Annotated in this window: 16 protein-coding genes and 1 tRNA gene; 10 read left to right on the forward strand and 7 right to left on the reverse strand. The window is 52.6% G+C overall.

The window, feature by feature from the left end; translation table 11 throughout:
• Window positions 1–12: 12 nt before the first annotated feature.
• Window positions 13–588 carry a 5-formyltetrahydrofolate cyclo-ligase gene (locus tag MPAL_RS04070; protein WP_012617483.1) on the reverse strand — a complete coding sequence of 192 codons (576 nt, stop codon included), beginning with the start codon at window positions 586–588 and terminating at the stop codon, window positions 13–15.
• Between the two features lie 123 nt (window positions 589–711).
• Here MPAL_RS04070 and acsB point away from each other — a divergent pair, with 123 nt between their 5' ends.
• From acsB to MPAL_RS04120, 9 genes are all read left to right on the forward strand, one after another.
• Window positions 712–2745, forward strand: a complete 2034-nt coding sequence (gene acsB, locus MPAL_RS04075; protein WP_269078475.1) for an acetyl-CoA decarbonylase/synthase complex subunit alpha/beta — start codon at window positions 712–714, stop codon at window positions 2743–2745.
• Window positions 2746–2760: 15 nt separating this feature from the next.
• Complete coding sequence (locus MPAL_RS04080) at window positions 2761–3726, forward strand: acetyl-CoA decarbonylase/synthase complex subunit delta (RefSeq protein ID WP_012617485.1); 966 nt, start codon at window positions 2761–2763, stop codon at window positions 3724–3726.
• Window positions 3716–5050, forward strand: coding sequence for an acetyl-CoA decarbonylase/synthase complex subunit gamma (acsC, locus tag MPAL_RS04085; protein ID WP_012617486.1), 1335 nt, complete (start codon window positions 3716–3718; stop codon window positions 5048–5050). The genes MPAL_RS04080 and acsC overlap by 11 nt, the downstream gene beginning before the upstream one ends.
• The gene (locus tag MPAL_RS04090) at window positions 5051–6979 is read left to right on the forward strand and encodes an ASKHA domain-containing protein (protein ID WP_012617487.1); all 1929 of its coding nucleotides are present in this window, start codon (window positions 5051–5053) and stop codon (window positions 6977–6979) included.
• 1 nt (window position 6980) lies between these two features.
• On the forward strand, window positions 6981–8015 hold the full coding sequence (locus MPAL_RS04095; RefSeq protein WP_012617488.1) for a uroporphyrinogen decarboxylase/cobalamine-independent methonine synthase family protein: 1035 nt from the start codon (window positions 6981–6983) through the stop codon (window positions 8013–8015).
• A 3-nt stretch (window positions 8016–8018) separates the two neighbouring features.
• A complete protein-coding gene (locus MPAL_RS04100; protein WP_012617489.1) occupies window positions 8019–8843 on the forward strand; it encodes an ATP-binding protein in 825 nt (274 codons plus the stop codon).
• Between the two features lie 63 nt (window positions 8844–8906).
• A tRNA-Thr gene (locus MPAL_RS04105) sits at window positions 8907–8978 on the forward strand.
• A gap of 553 nt (window positions 8979–9531) precedes the next feature.
• Window positions 9532–12282 carry a glycosyl hydrolase family 28-related protein gene (locus MPAL_RS16805; protein ID WP_012617490.1) on the forward strand — a complete coding sequence of 917 codons (2751 nt, stop codon included), beginning with the start codon at window positions 9532–9534 and terminating at the stop codon, window positions 12280–12282.
• A gap of 817 nt (window positions 12283–13099) precedes the next feature.
• A complete protein-coding gene (locus MPAL_RS04120) occupies window positions 13100–14464 on the forward strand; it encodes a glycosyl hydrolase family 28-related protein (protein WP_048145166.1) in 1365 nt (454 codons plus the stop codon).
• A gap of 294 nt (window positions 14465–14758) precedes the next feature.
• Here MPAL_RS04120 and MPAL_RS04125 read toward each other — a convergent pair whose 3' ends face one another.
• The 3 genes from MPAL_RS04125 to MPAL_RS04135 all read right to left on the reverse strand — a co-directional run bounded on the left by MPAL_RS04125 (window position 14759) and on the right by MPAL_RS04135 (window position 17486).
• Entirely contained in the window at window positions 14759–15613 is an 855-nt protein-coding gene (locus MPAL_RS04125; protein WP_012617492.1) for a polysaccharide deacetylase family protein, read from the reverse strand.
• A gap of 185 nt (window positions 15614–15798) precedes the next feature.
• On the reverse strand, window positions 15799–16893 hold the full coding sequence (locus MPAL_RS04130; RefSeq protein WP_012617493.1) for a DegT/DnrJ/EryC1/StrS family aminotransferase: 1095 nt from the start codon (window positions 16891–16893) through the stop codon (window positions 15799–15801).
• Window positions 16890–17486 carry an acyltransferase gene (locus tag MPAL_RS04135; RefSeq protein ID WP_012617494.1) on the reverse strand — a complete coding sequence of 199 codons (597 nt, stop codon included), beginning with the start codon at window positions 17484–17486 and terminating at the stop codon, window positions 16890–16892. Before MPAL_RS04135 ends, MPAL_RS04130 begins: the two co-directional genes overlap by 4 nt.
• Window positions 17487–17652: 166 nt before the next feature.
• On the opposite strand from MPAL_RS04135, the gene MPAL_RS04140 reads away from it, so the two are divergent.
• Complete coding sequence (locus MPAL_RS04140; RefSeq protein ID WP_148208130.1) at window positions 17653–19545, forward strand: hypothetical protein; 1893 nt, start codon at window positions 17653–17655, stop codon at window positions 19543–19545.
• Between the two features lie 96 nt (window positions 19546–19641).
• Here MPAL_RS04140 and MPAL_RS04145 read toward each other — a convergent pair whose 3' ends face one another.
• Genes MPAL_RS04145 through MPAL_RS04155 form a run of 3 tightly spaced genes read right to left on the reverse strand, consistent with a single transcriptional unit; the run spans window position 19642 to window position 22219 of the window.
• Complete coding sequence (locus tag MPAL_RS04145; RefSeq protein ID WP_012617496.1) at window positions 19642–20457, reverse strand: hypothetical protein; 816 nt, start codon at window positions 20455–20457, stop codon at window positions 19642–19644.
• Window positions 20454–20921, reverse strand: a complete 468-nt coding sequence (locus MPAL_RS04150) for a hypothetical protein (protein ID WP_012617497.1) — start codon at window positions 20919–20921, stop codon at window positions 20454–20456. The genes MPAL_RS04145 and MPAL_RS04150 overlap by 4 nt, the downstream gene beginning before the upstream one ends.
• Entirely contained in the window at window positions 20918–22219 is a 1302-nt protein-coding gene (locus tag MPAL_RS04155) for a DUF58 domain-containing protein (protein WP_012617498.1), read from the reverse strand. The genes MPAL_RS04150 and MPAL_RS04155 overlap by 4 nt, the downstream gene beginning before the upstream one ends.
• Window positions 22220–22221 lie beyond the last annotated feature (2 nt).

Below are 22221 nucleotides of genomic sequence, written 5' to 3' on the forward strand. Positions count from 1 at the left end.
TATAACAATTTCTTATGCTGCATTCTTTCTGCAACAGATGGTTCCCTGCTCTGTTATGATCCAGTCCATCCGAATATCGTTCTCATCGGCAGGGAGAGATGAGACCTCCTGGCATGAGAAGGCCAGCCCGATCGTCGGGATATCCTGATGTCGAGCAAGGAATCGATCATAGTACCCGGCGCCGTATCCGAGTCTGTTCCCGGCGGAGTCGAAGGCCAGCATCGGCACGATCACCACCTCTATCGCCGATGGGTCGGCAGGGATCTCATGGCCGATCGGTTCCGGAACCTGGAAGGTCGAGGGGACCAGCACGGCCGGGTCGACAAGGCAGGAGAGCCGGAGCGAGCAGTCCTCCCGCTGGATGATCGGTACCACCACGGTCTTCTCTTCTTTGAGCAGCCATTTGATCAGCGGCATCGTGTCGACCTCCGGGCACTTGGAGGCATAGACCAGCACTGTCTCTCTCTCTTTGAGAATCGGGATCAGATGGTCCCGGATCCTTCTGCTGTAATCGCTGATCTGCGCCTCGTCGAGCGTTGCCCGCTGGATCTTCGCCACCTGGCGCAGGGCCATCTTAGAGTCAGACATCTATGGTAGTGTATCCGGTCAGTCTCTGATAAACCCCTCTTTTTTCTATTCTGCGTACTATTATGGTACCTGTACGATCATCTCTTATACTGAGGGTTCCTAGAATCTTCTAACGAGACCTTTTTGGAGGATTTCATGACCAGTATACAGGAATCATTACCTCGCGGCACGGCCGCGCTCGATCAGGCGATGGCAGGAATCACTGCAATCCCTGGCTATGATGAGACCGCCTATCACCTCCCGATCTCATTTGCGGTCACCGGGACCGTGGTTGAGGATGCCTCCTCGGCAGATGAGGCTTACCAGAAGTCCGGAAAGAACCCGCTGATCGCCTGGGAGTGTCTGCATGCCTCGCTGCATCAGCCGCTGGAGGAGCCGTACACCGGGTTCATCGCCGACGCAGTGATCCGGAAACTGGGCTACTCGCTGGTCGACGGTTCGATCCTCGGGCTCGCCCTGATCGTCGGGACCCCACAGGGAAAAGACCTGGCTGCTGCGATCGCCCGGGAACTGCAGGAGAAGTACATGCTCACCTTCCTGGCCGGCGATGTGGTCAGTTCTCTCTCTGGGGCGGGTGTCAAGGTCGGACTCGACTATCGACTGATCCCGCTCGGTCCGTCGGTCTCGCATGGCATCCACTTCGCCGACCTTATCGCCCGGGTCGCGATGATCTTCGGCGGGGTCGCGCCGGGCGATGCGGGACGGCTGCTTACCTACGCTAAGGAACGGGCCAAGGCCGTCGTCTTCGCGTTCCCGGGGATGACCGACCAGGAGATCGCCTGTATCGATGCACTCAGGATCCTCGGGATCCCGATCATCAGCCTCGGCGGCTACGAAGGCGGGGAGTGGATCGCCCCGACGCCCACCGAGGCGGTCAAGCAGGGGATGGATCTGCTCGGGATCCGGGTCACGGTCACCGCGATTCCGATCCCGATGGCCTGTTCCCCGGCCTTTGAAGGGAAGAGCATCCGGAAGGAGGAGATGTATGCCGAGTTCGGCGGCGGAAGGTCCCCGGCGTTCGAACTCCTCCGGGTCCGCCCGGAAGCAGAGGTCGAGGATGGAAAGGTGACCGTGATCGGCCCTGAGATCGAGACGATTCCGGAAGGATCGGCCGCCCCCCTCGGGATCGTGATCGAGGTCGCCGGCAAAACGATGAAGAAGGAGTACGAGCCGGTGCTCGAGCGGCGGATCCACAACTTCGTCAACTATGGCGAGGGGTCCTGGCATGTGGCGCAGCGGGACCTGATCTGGGTGCGGCTCTCCAAGGAGGCTGTCAAGAATGGTGTCCGGGTCGAGCACATCGGAAAACTTCTCGCCAGCAAGTTCCGGATCGACTTCCCCGACCTCCTCGATGCGGTGCAGGTGACGCTGATCACCGATCCCGAGCAGGTGCTGACGGCAAAGAAGGAGGCAGAGGCGATCTACGATGAGCGGGATGCACGGATCAAAGGGATGAAGGACGACGACGCCGATACCTTCTACTCATGCACCCTCTGTCAGACCTTTGCCCCTGATCATGTCTGTGTCATCACCCCCGAACGGCCCGGACTCTGTGGTGCGATCTCCTGGCTCGACGGGAAGATCGCCTATGAGATCTCCCCGGCCGGCGCCAACCAGCCTGTCCAGAAGGGAGGGCTGATCAGTGCGGAGAACGGTGAGTTCGAAGGGGTGAATCGATTCGTCAGAAAGGCCTCGCATGGGGCGATCGAACGGTGCCAGCTGTACAACTTCATGGAGTACCCGATGACCGCCTGCGGCTGCTTTGAGGTGATCGCACTGGTGCTGCCTGAGGTGAACGGGATCATGGTCGTGAACCGTGAGTATAAGGGAGAGACCCCGTCAGGGATGTCGTTTTCAACCCTTGCCGGCACCATCGGCGGCGGGGTTCAGACCCCCGGGTTTGCCGGGATATCCAAGAGTTATATTCTCAGCGATCGGTTCCTCCAGGCAGAGGGCGGCATCGATCGGCTGGTCTGGATGCCCTCGGTGCTGAAGGAGGAACTGGCGTCACGGCTGAAGGAGAGGCTGAAAGCCCAGGGGAAGGGCGACCTCTTTGAGAAGATCGCAGACGAACGGAATGCAGAGACCATCGAGGCACTGACAGAGTTCCTTGCCGGTGTCGATCACCCGGCACTGACGATGGATTCGATACTGTAGGAGACGGTACCTGAAATGACAGATACAACATCATCTGAATGGGAAGGAGCGATCGGCACGGTCACCCTCGGGGCGACTGCCGGGGAAGGAGGAACCCGAACGGTCTCGTACCGAATCGGGGGCGATCAGGGGCTGCCCTACACCGGTGCCTTCCGGCCGGGCGAACACCAGCCGCTGATCGTCTTTGAGATCTGTGACGACCCCTCGATCTGGTCGCCGCTGGTGAAGAACGCGGTCGGTGACCAGGTCAACGATCCCGGGGACTGGGCTGCTACAGTTGAGAAGACGTATCGGGCCGACATGGTCCGGCTGGTGCTGACCAGTACCCGGCGTCGTGGGTTCGAGGACTTCCCCTCTATAAACCGGACCGTCGAGCAGGTCCTTTCGTCGACAGGCCTTCCGCTGTCGATCGAAGGGCCCAGCGAGCCGGCGATCGAGAGCGAGGTCTTTCAGCGGTGCGGGGAGGCCGGTCAGGGCGAACGGCTCCTCCTCGGCACCGCCGAAGCGACGCGGTACCGGTCGGTGGCGGCAGCAGCCCTCACCTATCACCACGCGATGATCGCCCAGTCCCCCATCGACATCAACCTCGCCAAGCAGTTGAACATCCTCCTCCGCGAGGTCGGGGTTCCTGCAGATCAGATCGTGATCGACCCGTACACCGGGGCGCTCGGCTATGGGTTTGAGTACTCGTACTCGGCGATGGAGCGGATCCGGTTCGCGGCCCTGAAGGGGGATTCGGATCTGGCGATGCCGATGATCTGTGCGGCTGGAGATACGCTGAACGTCAAGGAGATCCGGGACGCACCTGCGGATGAACAGGATCAGATGGCGATCCGCTGGGAGGTCTACTCCAGTCTCGCGGCTGCGATCGCCGGGGCCGCGGTCCTCTGTGTCCGCCATCCGGGTTCGGTCCCGGTGCTTCGGCAGGCGCTCGATGCCCTCTGGGTCTCCCGGCAGGAGGTGAAGGCCGATGGCACTTAAGGCTCTCGATATCTACAAACTGCTTCCGAAGAAGAACTGTAAGGAGTGCGGCGTTCCGACCTGTCTGACCTTTGCGATGAAACTCGCATCAGGAAAGGCTGAACTCGACCTCTGTCCGTACCTGGATGAAACAGCCCGGTCTGTGCTCGGGTCGTCGACGCGACCGCCGATTCGGAAGGTGAAGGTCGGGGTTGGGGAACGGTCTTTCACCATCGGGGACGAGACGGTCTTCTATCGGCACGAGAAGACCTTCTATCATCAGCCGGGGATCGTCTTCTCGATCACCGACGAGATGGACGACGGCTCGATCCGGGCGGTCGTCGGGCGGGTCAGGGACGAAAAACTGACCCGGGTCGGCGCCGACCTGATGATCAACGGGATCGCGGTCGAGCATACCGCAGCAGACCCTGCTGCGTTCGGCCGGGCTGTTGCGGTGATCGAGGAGATCGCCGATCTGCCTGAGGTGCTGATCACGACGGACCCGGTGGCCCTGGAGGCTGCACTGGGGCAGTGCGGTGGGTTCCGGCCGCTGATCGCTTCGGCGACGGTGGAAAATTACGTCGCCTTCGCCGCCCTGGCCAAGAAGTTCGGCTGCCCGCTCGCCGTCAGTGCGCCCGACCTCTCTGCGATGAAGGACCTGGTCACGAAGGTGATCGCCGCCGGCGTCGAGAACCTGGTTCTGGATATTGTTCCGGCCTCGCCCGGCGCATTCATCGCCACCTCCTCCCTGGTGCGGCAGCAGTCGCTGGCACGGTCCGTGCCTGAACTCGGGTACCCCGTGCTCTATACTACTGCCACCAGCAGTTCTCCTGACGCTGCGATCGTCGCCGGGATCCTGAAGTATGCCGGGGTGATCGTAACGGCACCGCTCTCGAAGGCTGAGACCTACGCAGCCCTGACTCTCCGGCAGAACATCTATACTGATCCGCAGAAGCCGATCCAGATGAACCCCGGACTGTACCGTATCGGGTCGCCGGGAATGGACGCCCCAGTGCTGATGACGGTGAACTTCTCGCTGACCTACTTCACCCTTCAGGGATACCTGGAGGGGACCCGACTGCCCTGCTTTATGCTGGTCGTCGACACCGAGGGGCAGTCGGTGCTGACTGCAGTGGCTGCAGGGAAACTGAACGAGACGCTGGTTCGTGACTCACTCAAGAAGTTCGACGTCGAGTCCCAGGTCTCTCATAAGAAGATCATCATCCCGGGCTATGCCTCCCCGCTCTCCGGTGCGATCGAGGATGCGACCGGCTGGAAGGTGCTGGTCGGGCCGCGGGACGCAGCAGAGATCGGCGAGTTCCTTGAGAAGGAGTGGAAGGCGTAGATGCCGATCGTCACCTTTCTCCCGTCTTATCGGAAGGCGGAGGTCGAGTTCGGGGCTACGATCCTCGATGCCGCCCAGCGGGCAGGGCTGAACATAAACGTGGTCTGCGGCGGCCAGGGCAAGTGCGGTAAGTGCATCGTCTACCGTAAGAGCGGGAGGGTCGCCTTTGAACGTCAGCAGTACAGCCGGTTCTTCTCGCATGGAGAACTGGAGAAGGGGGCTCTGCTGGCCTGCGAAGCGTTTGTGAATGGGGACCTGGAGATCGTGGTCCCTGAGAGCTCGCTGATCCAGGAGCAGAAGATCCTGATCGAGGGGCTCGACCTGACGACCGCTTTTCGGCCGTCGGTGATGAAGTATCATGTGACTCTCTCGCCGCCGACGCTCGAGGACCCATCCCCTGACCTGACCCGGCTGCTGGACGGGCTTGAGAAGGTGCACGGTCCCACCACCGATCTGATCTTCGTCCCGCTCGGGGCGCTCAGGTCGGTGCCGCAGATCCTCCGGGACGGAAACTGGGATGTGACCGCGACGGTGGCGCTGATGCCGCCGGGCCGGTTCTGGTTGATCGACCTCGAAGAGGGGGACACTTCGCAACGGCTCTATGCGGCTGCGATCGACCTCGGGTCGACGACGGTCGTGGCCTGTATCTGGGATCTGGTCAAGGGGAAGGTCGTCGGTATCGCTTCCAACTATAACCGGCAGATCAGTTGCGGTGAGGATATCCTCTCCAGGGTGAACTTCGCCCGAAAGAACGGCCTCTCCAAGCTGCAGACACTCGCCACCGAGAGCATCAACGCGGCTCTGACCGCTGCAGCCAACAATGCCGGGATCGACCGGGACGACATCTACGAGGTGATGGTCGCCGGGAATACCGTGATGACTCACATGCTCCTTGGGATCGATCCGGCCTACATGATCGCCGAGCCCTATGTCCCGGTGATGCGCCGATCGATCAACACCGAGGCTGCGTCGATTGGTATCTTTGTCGCCAAGAATGCGGGGCTCTTCGTATTCCCGGGGGTCAGTGATTATATCGGCGGGGATATCGTCGCCGACGTGCTCGCCTGCAGGATGGGCGAGCGGGAGGAGATCTCGCTGATGATCGATATCGGTACCAACTTCGAGGTGGTGCTCGGGAACAATGAATGGATGTTCTCCTGTGCCGGGGCTGCCGGCCCCGCCCTGGAAGGGGGGGAGGTCCTCTTTGGGATGCGGGCCAACCCAGGGGCCATCGAGAAGGTCACGATCGACCCCGACACACTGAAACCGACCTACTCGACGATCAACCAGGTGAAGCCGAAGGGGATCTGCGGGTCCGGGCTGATCGACCTGCTCGCCGAGTTGCTCACCGCCTGCGTGATCGATCGGAACGGTCTGATCGATACGACGATCGAGAATCCACGGGTCAGGAAGGGTGAATATTTCGCAGAGTATGTGGTGGTCTGGAAAGAGGAGGCCGGCACTGAGAAGGACATCGTGATCACTCAGAACGATATCAAGAATCTGATCATGTCCAAGGCTTCGGTGCTTGGGGCCTGTACGACGCTGATGAAGGTGGCCGGGATCACGCATGAGGAGATCGATACGATCTACTTCTCCGGGGGTTTTGGGAACTACCTGAACAAGCAGAGTGCCATCACGATCGGACTGATCCCGGAGGTTCCGCTCGACCAGATCAAGAACATCGGGAACGGAGCGCTGATGGGTGCGAACATCGCCCTGATCAACCGCGACCAGCGGCGGACTCTCGAGTTGATCGCCCGGAACATCGCGTATATCGAGTTGAACGCGGAGCCCTCCTTCATGGACGAGTACACCCAGAGCAGTTTTCTGCCGCACACCGACCTCTCGCTCTTCCCGAACGTCTCGACCCTCCTCGACCGGTGCCGGCTGAACCATCCGCATCATTCGTTGAACGGGGGTGTCTGATATGGCCTCTCATATCCCTTCTCCCTGCTACCTGTCGACCGGGATCGGTGCGTTGCCGCATATGAACCCGGAGACGGCATGCAGGGATGTGCTGGCGGCGTTCCCCGAGGTGCCCTATATACCGGTGCTTCCGAACCGGGGGCTGCTCGAAGGGATCGTCTTCAACGACTCCGGGCCGCTGCCCGGCCGGGTGATCACCGAGGAGAGGCTCTTCATCGACACCGTGGGCGATCACTCCGCCGCGATGGAGCAGATCTATATGGACTTCGTCGAGGGGAATGTGGCACCGTATTCGGCCGGTGAGGAGTACGTCTCGGCTCTATATGCGATGAAGCAGCACCCGCTCGACGGAACGACCATGGTGAAGTGCCAGGTGACCGGCCCGGTCACGTTCGGCATGCAGGTGGTGGACGAGCAGAAGCGGCCGATCCTCTACGACGAGACCTATGCCGACCTGCTCGGCAAGATGCTCGGCCTCCGTGCCCGGTGGTTCGAGCAGGAACTCCGGTCGATGGGTGCTCCGGCGACGCTGGTCGTGCTGAACGAGCCGTACCTCGCCTCGCTCGGCTCATCGGTGGTGCCGGTGGACGCCAGCACGGTGCAGGCGGAGTGGGAGGACATCGCCTCGATGCTCGACGGGGGGCTTGGGGTTCACTGCTGCTCGAACACCGACTGGAACTTTGTGATGGACCTGGACCCGGCAGTGCTCTCGCTGGATGCGTATGCCAACGCCCGGGAGTTCCTCCTCTACTCGGACCGGATGGTCCGGTACATGGAGGATGGCGGGGTCGTGGCCTGGGGGATCGTCCCGGCCGACCACCGGATCTTCGCGCAGGAGACGGTTCAGTCGCTGACCGAACGGTTCCTGGCGATCCGGATGACCTGCGCCGACCTGATGGATGTGGGGGTCTTCGACCGGCAGTCGATGATCACGCCGAGCTGTGGGATCCGGTTCGCCGATGAGGCCGGCTCCCGGGAGATCATGCAGGCTGCAGCGACGATCGCACGGACGATGCAGAACACGATGGATGAGTGAACGATGGCTGAGATGACAGTACCCAACAGAACAATCACTACGGAACAGAAAACAGAGACCAGTACGAAGGCCAGACCATTCATGATCGCCCTCTCGGGCAAGGGGGGGACCGGCAAGACGACGGTCTCCTCGCTCCTCGTCGACAGCCTGATCCGGGCCGGTGAACGGCCGCTGCTGGCCGTCGATGCCGATCCGAACGCGAACCTGCACGAGGCGCTCGGGCTGACCGTCACTGAGACGCTCGGTTCGATGCGGGAGGAGGCCTTTTCAAAGGCGATCCCTGCCGGGATGTCCCGGCACCAGTATGTTCGGTTCCGGTTCAGACAGGTGCTGGTCGAAGGGAAGGGTGTCGACCTGCTGGCGATGGGCAGGCCGGAAGGGTCTGGGTGTTACTGTTTCAGCAACGATCTTCTCACCGAATCGATCGAGTCCCTGCAGCAGGACTACCGGTTCATGCTGATGGACACCGAGGCCGGCATGGAGCACATCAGCCGGGGTACGCTCGGCAGCCCGGATGTGCTGCTGATCGTATCCGACCCCGGCGCCCGCGGGATGCGGACCGCCACCCGGATTCGGGAGATTGCGCTCTCGCTCGGTCTGCCGGCCGACCGGATGTACCTGGTGCAGAACAGGGTCAAGGCTGGAGTTCCCTGCACTGACGACGGGCCGGTTCCTCTGATCGCCTGTGTCCCAGAGGATCCTGCGATCGAGGCCGCCGATCTGGCCGGGGTTCCGCTGGTCACGATCCCCGACGGATCGCCGGCACGGGTGGCTGTCGCTGCGCTGGCCGAACGATTGCGCGAGATGGCGGCCGGCCGACGGGCGTGAGTCCCCTGGGCTCAGCCCGGTCATTACTTTTAATAGGATAGAATGAGGATATTATGAGGTAGCGCCGTTGTGGCTTAGGGGTATAGCGGCTGATTCGTAATCAGCAGGTCGAGGGTTCAAATCCCTCCGACGGCTTCATTGATTGCATTTTTTTCTCTATGATATCTTTCGCATGAACCTCGATCCTGAATAATTTCTAATTGTTAATTCTATCACTGATATGCATACCTGGGGGATTTTCCCTGCATTAATACCTGTCAAAGAGATGAATCTCTATATGAGATCATTGGGGGCGAGTCGATCCTGTTTGACCAGAATCTCCTGATGGGGGAATGCGGCATCACCGGTCCTGGGTGGATATGGTCATCAGAATCAAAGGGGTCTCTCGGGTAGTTTGTAAGCGATTGATATGTTGAAAAATGGTAAAATTCGTTGGATCCCGTTAGATCTGTTTGTGTGGTTGGGGGCGCCTCTTGTCGCTCACTGTAGTGGATTTTGGGACTCTCTGTATCCTGAATTATTTGTGGTATATTACATAAAATACGCCGAAATTGAGAATAAAATCTTGTTTTTTCAGTTTTATGGATGAATCCAATGATGCCCTATTTTAAATATGCGCAATGCATATTGTCATAATGAACTGCATTGCATATTTGCTGCGCACGGCAGTTCTTGGAGCGTATCGAATATGATAAAGCATCGCATCATAATCGCACTGATTGCTGCAGTCCTTCTCATTGGATTGACAGGAGCAGCCAGTGCAACAAGCGTTGACATTGCTGCAATCAATAGTCAGGAAAGGAATTCCGCACAGTACTTCTGTGATGGATCGAATGATCAGATTGAGATTCAGGCGGCTATCAATGCCGTATCTTCAAACGGTGGTGGGGATGTTCTTCTCCGTGACGGTACCTTCTCTATTTTGGGGGATATCACACTTCCCAATGGTGTGAATCTTATCGGCAGGGGTGCAGGCACAACAACTCTCAAGTTTATCAGTGAGGGTTCGGTTCAGGTCAATGGAAATAATTCCGTCCGGAACCTTCAGTTAACAGGGCCGACTGGGTTCTTCATAACCGGCAGTCATGTCACGTTCAACACCGTGACTGTCAGAGACTATTCCCTAAAGAGAGGTGCATTCTATATTTATGCGAATGACCAGGCTCTGAGTGACTTCGCCTTCACCACCTGTCGTGCATCCGATGGTTCGTCGAGTGGATTTATCAATGCCGGCCAGGGATCATCGAGCAGTATATCTGGGGTTACCTACACTGATTGCAGTGTGATCAATGCGGGCCGGATGTCTCAGTTCGATCCGTGGGTAAGTGGTTTTGACCTCGCTGAGCTGACCACAATCAGCAATGTTCTGGTTCAGAACTGTAAGGCAAATGGTTGCTGGGAATCCGGGTTCTACCTGGCAGATGGTGTGACTGCGAACAATGTAATTATCAGAGACTCCTCCAGCGTTGACAACGGACAGAAGAAGACCCGTGATATCCCCGCTTCAGGTGCAGGGTTCTTTGGTGGCAGTTCGACCATGCAGTTCATCAACTGTGTCTCGCAGGGCAACCAGAACGGGTTCACCCTTAAGACTGGAACAACCATTATCGGATGTAAGGACACTGGATCAAAGAATGGATTTGTAACGACAGAAAATTCAGAGATATTGATGGCCGATTGCTGGTCTGATAAGGCTCAGCAGTGGGCGCTTCAGGCGCTCAGTTCCCATGATGTGACCGCTACGAACTTTAAGGTCACCAACCCGAGTTCCAACCCGGCCCCGGCAATTCTGGCGGGAAATACTGAATATCCATCCTATAATATGAATATTCAGATTGCTGGAAGTCCGGTATCAACAGCAGTTCCAACCACTGTGTCAACTCCAGTACCGACTGCAATTCCAACCACTGTGTCAACTCCAATACCGACTGCAATTCCAACCACTGTGTCGACTCCAATACCGACTGCAATTCCAACCACTGTGTCGACTCCAATACCGACTGCAATCCCAACCACTGTGTCGACTCCAATACCGACTGCAATCCCAACCACTGTGTCGACTCCAATACCGACTGCAATCCCAACCACTGTGTCGACTCCAATACCGACTGCAATTCCAACCACTGTGTCGACTCCAATACCGACTGCAATCCCAACCACTGTGTCGACTCCAATACCAACTGCAATCCCAACCACGGTGGCCACGATCGGACCTGTCACCAATGGTGTTGAAGCAGCAGCGTATGCGAATGCCGCATACACTCAGGGGAATACTCGCCTCGCCCAGATGCAGCAGGCCTATCGGGCATGGGTTGTTCCCTCTCGACCGGACCTCGTTAAGATTGCCACGAATGTCAGGTCATCGGGGCTGAAAGGCGATGGTGTCACCGACGATACTGCTGCCCTCCAGTCGCTCCTCACCAACCTCCCATCCGGGTCGACGATCTACTTCCCTCCCGGTCATTACCGGATCGATGGACCCATCAGCATCAACAAACCCTTCACCCTGTTCGGTGAATCGGGAACCGTGTTCGACTGTGAAAAAGCGACACAGTATGTCTTCACCCTGAATGCCAAAGGCACGTCCGCATCGCCGATGACGGGCATGACCATCACCGGAATCGTCTTTGAAGGTCCCGGGATTGAGACAGACCCGGCGATGATTGATGCATATTATCTCCAGAACTTCCATGTATCCTATGTAAAGTTTCATAATATCGGATATGCTGCAATCCGCGTGAACACCTGCACTGATGTGACGATTGAAAAGTCGATCTTCGATAACGTCTTCCAGTCTGGACTGGGATATGGGGTCAGCATCACCGACCGCAGCGATCGAATATACATCCATGACAACTTCTTTGTCACCAAGGGAAGGCACAGTGTCACAACCGGAACCAGCCAAACCGACCTGCCGGTGGCAGATTATGTCCAGAGCGTCACGGTTGAGAACAATTACTTCGAAAATACGACAGAAGGAGCAATCGACGCCCATAAACCGACCACCGGTCCCTATGTCATAAAGGGTAATGTCATGAACAACTGTGTCAAAGGGGTAGAACTCGGCAGTGGTACGGCACAGATCAGCGACAATGTGATCGTAAACTGCAAAGGTGGTGTTGTATTAACAAACGTATACGCCGACCCAAATAATCTGCCAGCCAAAGTTGATCAGATTGTTGACAATACCATGATCAATATCCTCTATGAGGCCATAGATGTCGACCGGACCAATATCCTGATTCAGGGAAATGTTGCGAAAGGCACGGGTAACGGCGGGACTGGGATCTACCTCGAACCCTATGTCCCGAACGTCTGCAATATCAACGGGAATGTAATAGAAAGTTATGCTCGTGGATTTCAGGCAAGTGCGCCCAGCTCAACAATTTCACTGGTGAACAACTTCCTCAAGAGCAGTGGAAGTTATCAGACCTTCTAATTCTTTTGGCAGGTTCTTCAGAATCGATCCTTTTTTTCTATAAGTCTCTGATCACAGACCTCCCTGATGCAGGGGATCTGGTGTATTGTTCCTTTTTTACAGGGTCGACTGTCTATGTCTCCAGAAGTTCAAATCAATTGTGCACGCATAGTTCTCATTTGCTCTGATTGACGAGTATCTGATGACAATTGTACGCTAATGGAACTGGTTCGTTTTCTTCATCGGAGATGAGTTCTGGCAGAGTGTCATGGTAGAGGCATCTCCTCTGTGGGGACCAGAACTCTATCTTGGGAATGCATCTCTCTTGTGGAGATTGTCGACGGAGTTTCCGCTGATTCTGGCGTGGTGTGGAATTGACGTGCTTGGTGCGCGAACTGAGTATTAATAATCTCGATAGGATCCATCACTATCCATTCATGATAAACGGGGCCTATTTGCGTTCTTCTGGATTTCCACGTTTTGGATGCATTATGAGTCCCTGAGTCGTCCAGGTTATCTCTGTTGTTCATCTTCTTTAAGGAAAGGTTCTATTCGTAAAAGTTGGGATGAAAGGGATAAGGTTATAGATCTTATATTCCTATTGTGTCTTATTATATCTTTTTGGATCTTTTTATATCATTGTAGTGTTTAACCTAATATATCTGACAGGTCTCTCAGAATGACTCAGATCCTCTAAGGCACGTGTTGTTCTGCCTCTTTGGGCTCTATAACATCGTGGCCCCGTGGCCCTCCTCATGAGTTGTGAAGGCATTGAACTGACCTCAATGATTATTGGACGATGATTCTGATGAATGAATATACGGGTTCTCTGGTAATTATGACTGCAGTATTCATTCTGCTTGTTACAGGTTCTTCGGCTGCTTCAGTATCTATTGAGAAGGATCAGGAGGTACTGTCTGGCCAGTCTGTGATTGTCAGTATACCGACAACCTTGCCAACCGTGCCGCTCACATTTGGACCGGTAGATGATGCTGTTGAGGCAGCAGCGTATGCGAATACCGCGTATACTCAGGGGAATGCCCGCCTTGCCCTGATGGAGCAGGCCTATCGGGCATGGGCCGTTCCGTCCCGACCTGATCTCGTTGAGATTGCCACGAATGTCAGGTCATCAGGGCTGAAGGGGGATGGTGTCACCGACGATACCGCTGCCCTTCAATCGCTCCTCACCAGTCTTCCATCCGGGTCGACGATCTACTTTCCTCCTGGCCATTACCGGATCGATGGGCCTGTCAATATCGATAAACCCTTCACGCTGTTTGGGGAGTCGGGAACCGTATTCGACTGTGAAAGAGCGACACACTATGTCTTCACCCTGAATGCCAGGGGCTCGTCCACGTCGACGATGACGGGTATGACCATCACCGGGATCGTCATCGAAGGCCCCGGGATTGAAACCAACCCGGCGATGATTGACGCCTATTATCTCCAGAACTTCCATGTATCCTACGTAAAGTTTCATAATATCGGGTATGCTGCAATCCGCGTGAACACCTGCACTGATGTCACGATTGAAAAGTCGATCTTCGATAACGTCTTCCAGTCCGGACTGGGATATGGGATCAGCATCACCGACCGCAGCGATCGGGTATACATCCATGACAACTTCTTTGTCACCAAAGGAAGGCATTGTGTCACAACCGGAACCAGTCAAACGAACCTGCCGGTGGCAGAATATGTCCAGAGCGTCACGGTCGAGAACAATTATTTCGAGAACACGACAGAAGGAGCAATCGATGCTCACCTCCAAACGACTGGTCCCTATATCATCCGAGGAAATATCATGAGAAACTGTGTCAGGGGAGTTGATCTTGGGAGCGGACTAGCGAAGATCACTGATAATGTGATGATCAACTGTAAAAGTGGAGTTGTTTTAACAAATAAAAACGTAGACCCGGATAATCTGGGGTCGAAAGTTGACAATATTATTGACAATACGATGATCGATATCCTCTACGAAGCCATAGATGTGGACCGGACCAATATCCTGATTCAGGGGAATGTTGCGAAAGGCACGGGGAGCGGGACAGGAATATACCTTGAGCCCTATGTCCCACAGACCTGCTCTATCATTGGAAATATAATGGAAGATTATACTCGTGGATTCCATGCAAGTCTGCCAGGTTCGACGATCTCACAGGAGAATAATTTCCTAAAATCTGGAGAAAAATACTATAGTCTCTAATTTTTCCAGATGGTGTTATGATCGGGTAGTCCTGGCATTGCCCTATTGATCCGCTCAATGAGACCTTTGAGAGGCTGTATCGTATTTATGGTACCATCTATGTGTTCTGATTGAACAGCACGGCACATCTCCATCCCTGTCTTGGATGAGGTACGATGTATGATAATGGATAACGAACAAGGTGGAGGGGTCCAGTCTTGTTTTGTTCAGCTCATGAATCTGATACAATTCAGGCATGAAACGTGATCGATCTGTTTCTTGAAACAATTCCACCAGATCTCTCCCCGCCTTCATTCAACCTGGATACCTGTGGCAAATTTCATTGGGTGTGGAGAATACAGCCCCTAATTTGAGAGCATTTTGAATGAAGTGGTCCAATGATGCTATATATGCAGGCGATAACCTTCCAGGATGAGCTTGAAGGGTCATGACCCCTCCTCCTCTCTGTTTAAGTTCAATCAAACATTCTGTCCAGATTTCCCCAATTTTTAATGCTTCATTTGGAGAGAACCTGGGTCCCTGGGAATCAACGATGAGAGAATAGTCCGTAATTCCCTGCGTTGGAAACTCCAGCACTTTCGGAGTGATGTAGAAGGGGAAAGGTAGAGATTTATTGTATCCATTATAGACTGATCCGATGATCTTCAAAAAAGGTCTTGCAATCGGATAAGATTTTGTGTATATATATCTTTTTTCATAGAACGGAATGCGTTTAAACACTATCTCAAATCTTTTCTTGCTACAGTCATATTTTAACCCGGCTTTTTCAACTGCAAGGTAGGTATTTTGATTATGGCAATGCAATGGAGATCGGAAGCCTTCAATATTCAGGTCGAAATCGTGATAAAATGACTTAATCATGGTCTTCAGTCGCTCGATCTGGATGGATAGAGATTGATGAAAACCTATGTGAACATCTCCATGTCCTCCAATCACATGGTGCTGTTTGATAATATATTCTATGCGTTCTGGATACTCTTCTGCACCTTTAGAGGTAATGAATAACTCTGCTCGAATGTTATTTTTATGTAATATCGAAAAGTATCGCGCCAAACATTCAATGGTTTCTGAACAGAAATCATCAATATCACCAGTAATACAAACAATCAACTCACCATGTTCAGGCGTATCCCTCTTTTTTTCTAACATATATACCTCAAAACCAATATCTAATCACCGATCTTTAGCGTAAAATACCTGCTCCGATCGTTTTCGACGTTTTTTGCGATTATATCTCCTTTGACCGGTTGACCCCTGGCGAACTATCCTGTTCGAGTTTTGAACTATGGGGCTGTTCCCTTCTCATGGTACTACCTCGGTGACGCGACATTCATTCAGGTCATTCCATTGATTGTATCACAGATAGTCTCGAGCATCGGGTTGGTAATATTCGGGTGAACCGGGACGGAGAGGACTTCCCCGCATAATCGTTCTGCAACCGGGCACGATGGAGATTTATTTGAATCAAGGTACACGGGCTGCCTGTGGATGGGTATTGGGTAATGGACTGCTGTCCCAATTCCGTTGTTGTGCAGGTTCTGAATCAGTTCATCTCTGTTCAGCGAACATTTGTCTGTCACCCTGATCACATACTGATGATATACCGGATCTGTTTCTGGTAAGTGGACTGGGGTGACAAGACCGGGGAGATGAATATGAGTGTCCAGGTAGGTAGCGTGAACGATCCTTTTTTTGTTGAACCCGGGTAGTTTTTGCAACTGTACCCTTCCGATCGCACCCCCGATATCAGTCATTCGATAATTGTACCCAATCATCGTATGCAGATATTTCTCACTCTGACCATGGTTGATGAAACGCCGAATGGTTCCTGCGTATCCATCATCATCGGTCGTGATCATTCCCCCTTCACCAGTCGTCATGTTTTTGGTCGGGTAGAAGGAGAAACAGCCGGCCTTCCCGAACCCCCCAACGCTCTTATTGTGGTACCGGGCGCCATGGGACTGGGCTGCATCTTCGATGAGAGCGATATTATGATCTTCGCAGATGTCAGAGATTGGATTGATATCGAATGGCTGACCGAAGAGGTGTACCCCGATCACTGCTCTGGTCTTTTGAGTGATTGCTTCCATGACACATTCTGGGTTGATATTGAAGGTCGTGGGGTCTACATCGACAAAGACCGGTTCTGCTCCACAGATCGATGCACAGCTCGCTGTGGCAAAGAAGGAGAAGGTCGGTACAATCACCTGATCGCCGGGTCCAATTTCTAAACCTGCTAATGCAGCATGAAGGGCTGCAGTGCCGCTATTAACTGCGATTGCATGACGAACACCACAAAAATCTGCAAATTCATGCTCAAATGCTGCCACTTCAGAACCCTGAGCCAGCATCCCAGTTTTTAAGACCCTCATCACTGCTTCGATCTCTTCATCTCCTGTTGTCGGTTGGGCTATGGGGATCTGTATCATAATCGCCTCATCTCCTCAGGGAGTGGTCGAAGGCGTGCTGGAGCACCTATGGCAAGCATTCCTGCCGGGACATCCTTTGTAACGATCGATCCGGCTGCGACTGCCGCCCCTTCTCCAATATGTATACCAGGCAGGATTGTGACGTTCGCTCCTATTGTTACTCTATCCTCAAGCACCGGTCCCTTGAGTTCTGATCTTTTGGAAGGAGGGTAGCGGTCATTGGTGAGGATGGAATTAGGTCCGATGAAGACATCGTCCCTGATTATGGTGTCGGTTGGAAGAAAGACCATGCTCTGGAGATGCACATTTTTACCCAGTACGCAGTCTCCTTCAATGACGGTTGATGTTCCAATTGCCGTATTATCTCCAATTGATGTATTTTCCCGGATTATTGTATTATGTCCGGATGAAAAATTATCTCCAATGATAACATTGCAATAAAGAATTGTTCCGGTTCGCAAGATAGCATTCTTCCCGATTATCGTTCCCTGATACTCCTCTACACCAAGATATTCTCTTGAAGGGAACCCCAAGATGACCGGTTCGAAGATCTGTGCACCGTCACCCAGGATATTACGCCCATATTGGATCATAACTCACCTGAATTCCAGTGATATCCTTTATAGTAATTGAAGGTATGGGTGATTCATCATATCCCTTTTTCCGCAATCTTGACTATGTTTTCTCCGATATCTCTTATATGCACATCCCTTTTTGGTATTAACTCTTAAAATATGGGTGGATTTGAACTGCATAGAGTTGGATGTCGAAGCGCAATCTACAGAAGTGAAGCAATCCTTTTCAGAAAAGTTAATAGACCTGGTCGTATATTGTTCTCTGGAGACTGGAACTATGTTGGGAATAGGAGTGATATCCATTGAGAATAGGTCTCATCCGGTCTTCTTGGATACCTGGAGAAAGATACTGCTTATTGCTGGGTTTTGCCTGATCATCTTCAATATCAAACTTCTGTATTATCAACAACCTCCCGGTTATGTCGTTGATATCTATTCTGTTCTTCCACTGTATTTTTATGGTGCATCGATTCTCTGTTTCTTTTTCGCCTCGTTCGCGTTGTTTTCAAAACAGGATATCGTAAAAGAACTGGGTATATTATTATTGATCATTAATCATGCGGTCATTCTCATGATCCCCTACATGCTCGGGTATTATTCCATGGGGCGTGCCGATGATATTTCTTATATCGGTGAATATGTTCATATTAGCCAAACTGGTTCTATTCAGGGATGGGATATCTATCCTGCGGCCCCCATTTTAGGTGCCGCGCTCAAAACTCTGACTGGACTTCCTGTAAATTATATATCCTTCATAATGCCGATTTTATTTTCCTTTATCTTTATCGGAGGACTCTATCTGTGCTGCCACTTCTTCCTAAAAGAAAGGATAATATTGAATATTGCGATAATCGCCTCTTTTATTCTCTACCTTGGCCCTTATAACTTTCTTAACACTCCCCATGCGATGTTCTTTGCATACATGCCCCTCTATATTTTTGTCCTGAGCCGTTTCATTCAAAACTCAACATTCGAAAATGCCCTGTTAATTTTTATTCCGACGATCTTAGTTCCTTTTATGCACCCCTTCATCGTCTTCTTCATCTCTTATCTGCTTCTGGTATTGATCGTAGTGGGTGGCCAGCTCAATCGTATATTCCCTGGAAATTATCGATATGCCAGCAGACCTTTATTAGTATTAGTAATCGGGTTTCTCTCCTGGTTCATCTATTCACAATCCCTCCTTGGTAATTTCGCACAACACTATCAGAGTTTCATTGAAAACTCCATCGAACCGGTATTATTTGAAACAACAGATAAATTATCACAGATAAATGTCGATATATTCAAGATAGTAAAACTCTTATTTGTTTATTATTCTCGTTATTTTATCCCATTATTAATCATCATTCTTGGATTTGCGTACCTCTATGTGAATCGTGACAAAATGTCAGATCGTCTTAAAAAATCGATGTTTTTTTTTGCATTCTTCTATATCGTGTTTCTGTTCGCTGAGGTAATTCTCTTTCTGAATCCATTCGTTGCACATCAACCGGATCGTATCACCAATTTGAATTTTATGGTATATGCTCAGGTTCCTCTGTGTGCTCTCTCCCTCTATGTCTTATCCCAAAAAATACATTCAATCAACAGGCGAACGATACTGCTTGTACTCCTTCTTACCGGAATATGGAGCCTGAGTCTCTTTGGTGTATTTAACTCACCAAATATTTTCAAGGCAAACGACGGGCTTACCTATAATGAAGTTGAGGGCATGACGTGGTTTTATGAGTCAAAGGAATATGTGAATACCATCGTTCCCATGAGCCAGATTGAGCGGTTCCGGGATTTATTTGATGAAAAAAAAGGACTTGACAAGAACATTGCTATGCCCGAGATATCAGATCATTTCGGTTACCAATCATCAGATAACTCAACATTTGTTGATCTCAATCTAAAACAAGGGCAACAGAGTAATGTTGTTCTGTTAACAATTGATGAACTCCTTTATCAGAAGGTGCCTGGTTATATGGAGGTTGGCAGATTCAATGCAGATGATTTTATCAGATTAAGAGAGGATCCATCGATAAATTTGGTTTATCAAAATAAAAACATCGAGATCTATACGACGGTATAATCTTTTTTATCGCCTCTCCTCTGTAAAATTTCTGTCTGGCATTTAAGGCCGGTATCTGCCAGATTATCGCCAGATCCCGGTTGGATTCAGAACTATCTACAACTCCCCGCCTTTCTGCTCTTTTTCCGGTAGGATGGAGAGTTGAATGGTGATCTGCTGATCTGATTCCTTAAGTCGAATCCTGTCGATCTGAACCCCCTGGTGAAGTCCAGTCACACATATGCAGAGGACGAGGCTGCAGATGGCGCAGGGAGCGAGTTCGCAGCACCGGGGGGATTCCTGCTGAACGCAGGCACAACCAGCATAGAGGGAGGTGCCGGCAAGGGTGATGGTCAGATTATCTCCAGTTCGGTAGGCCTCAACCCGTTCTGCGATCTCAAGGAGGTCTTCTCCGACCTCTGTTATGCATGCGAATAACTCCTTTTCGTCCCCGGGAACGTGAAGTCCGTGTCTCTGCTGGAGATAGGCGAAGAGGGTGCTTCCGGCAGGGCGAGTCAGTACTCCGTTCATCTCTCGATCAGTAATAAAGGTCTGATCTCCATAAAACTCAAAGGGAACATATTGACTGACCGGATTCCATTGACTGATCGTTCCACCTGTCGCCTCTGGAACAAGTATACAGGCATTTCCCTGGATCCCGAGGTCAGTCAGTATTCGCGAGAAGCTTACGATCTGGTCGACACCAAGATAACTGACATACTCAGTATCCATTCCGGGCTTCGAAAGGAAGGTGATGATCAGGATGCCGGTCAGGAAGCAGATGACGCCGGCCAGCACGAGGACGGCGCTCGGAAGATCCCCCCGCCCCTGAATGATCACAATTCCGAGCAGAAGGGCGGAGACAGAGAAGAGGAGACCTGGCAGAAGAAGGTTCCCTCCCTTTTCAAATCCTTCTTTCATGCTGACCTTCATGCTGATCCTCCATACCTTCTCTTCAACCGGTACTCCTGAAGGCTGATACCACCTACAGTCACCAGTGCGATGGCAGAGAGGATGATGGCAGGGACGATCATGTGATGGAATTGTGAGATCCACAGCGTTATCATCCCCGCTCCGAGAAGGAACAGAACGAATCCCATGGCCTGGCCTCTCTCCCTGAGCGCCCCATCTGGAATGATCAGGGCAAGGAGCAGGAGAATCTGTACCAGGAGAGCGAGGGGCATCGAGATCCATCCTGTTGCCACCACACATGCCTCTCCAGCACAGAGGGTATAAAACCAGAACCTGGTGAAGTCCTTCCCGATGCACAAGGAGAGGAGGAGGAGAACGGTCGCTGGAATCATCCCGATAGACCACTCTGGATGCGTGAATGATGTAGTGAATCCAATCATTCCTGCGGCAAATACGATGATCGAACTGATGAGACGAGCCTTCATCGCATCATCTCCAGGGTTACATGATCAAACGCGAGGAAGTCCGTCATTCTCCTGCAGCGGGGACTATCGGGGAGTGAGAGCGAAACCCTCGTCCCAAACTTCAGTGTGGTGAGAAGCAACATCCAGATGTGGCTGAGATCTCCCTCACAGAACCCGAAATAATAGACCCTGGAGTTCCGCGAAGCCTCGACGATACGGTTCAGTTCCCACTCAAAGGATGTGGGTCCAGCTACCTGAGTCGAGGAACGGAGAAGACCTTCCACCCGATTATGATAGATCCTGACCTCTTCCGAGAGATCTGATTGGTCGGTTCTGGTTAAGGAAGAGAGAGTCCGGGCGGCATAATACGATCGGTACAGGCGATGAAGGCGATCGAAAGGGGCGAATCCCCCCACCATCTGCTCCATTGCCCGGATATCCCGGCTTTTATTCTGCATGTTTAGGATATTCGGTCCGGATATGACCACCAGCGAACATGAACCATACTCCTGGATTGCGTGTTCAATGGCACTGGCGACTGCTGATGTGAGCATCTGCCGAACCCCGTCACTCCCCGGGATGATCTCATCCGGTCGGTCGGCGACGATGAGGGGTGTATCATCTGCTGTATCTCCATGGACTCTGATATATTTTTTATTGAACTTTGCAGTGAGTTTCCAGTCGACAGAACGGAGGTTGTCTCCTGCCCTGTATTCTCGAAATGACAGGATGCCCGTTCCTTTGAAACCGCTGTTTTGATGATCGTTCTCTCGCGGACCGAACCCATATCCCTTCATCAGAGCAAAGGTGGGCGACACCTGAACAAACAGTTCCGGTGCCTGGAATGCCTTCTCCCCCATGATGACGATATTGGAGAAGAACCGATCGTCAATCCGGCATTTGATGCCGCCGAATGACAGAAATCCTGAAGAGGAGAGGGATAATTGATACGTTCCCATCAGAGTCTCTCGGTCGACACCGCCTGCAGTGAATACTGTGTTCCCTTTTATCATCTGACTGTTTTTTGGTGGAATATCGCTGATTTCCACCCGGCACGATGAATGGTTCTTCAGTGTAACGGTTCCAGAGACCTCGAGCATCGTTCCCTGCCGGATCACCGATTTATCCACGGTTCTTGTGAAGTTGAGGGATGAGAGGATATCTGTCACGGAACGAGAGAAGACGATCACACGATATAGGAGGAAGAGTCCGAGAACTGATGAAGCGATGAGACAGGAACGATCGTCAAATATCAGTGCACAGAGGAGAAGTGCTGAAGCGAGGATGATGATCCCCCAGGCCCTCCGCGTGGGCTGCATGA

This window comes from Methanosphaerula palustris E1-9c, assembly GCF_000021965.1.
Lineage (GTDB): Archaea > Halobacteriota > Methanomicrobia > Methanomicrobiales > Methanospirillaceae > Methanosphaerula > Methanosphaerula palustris.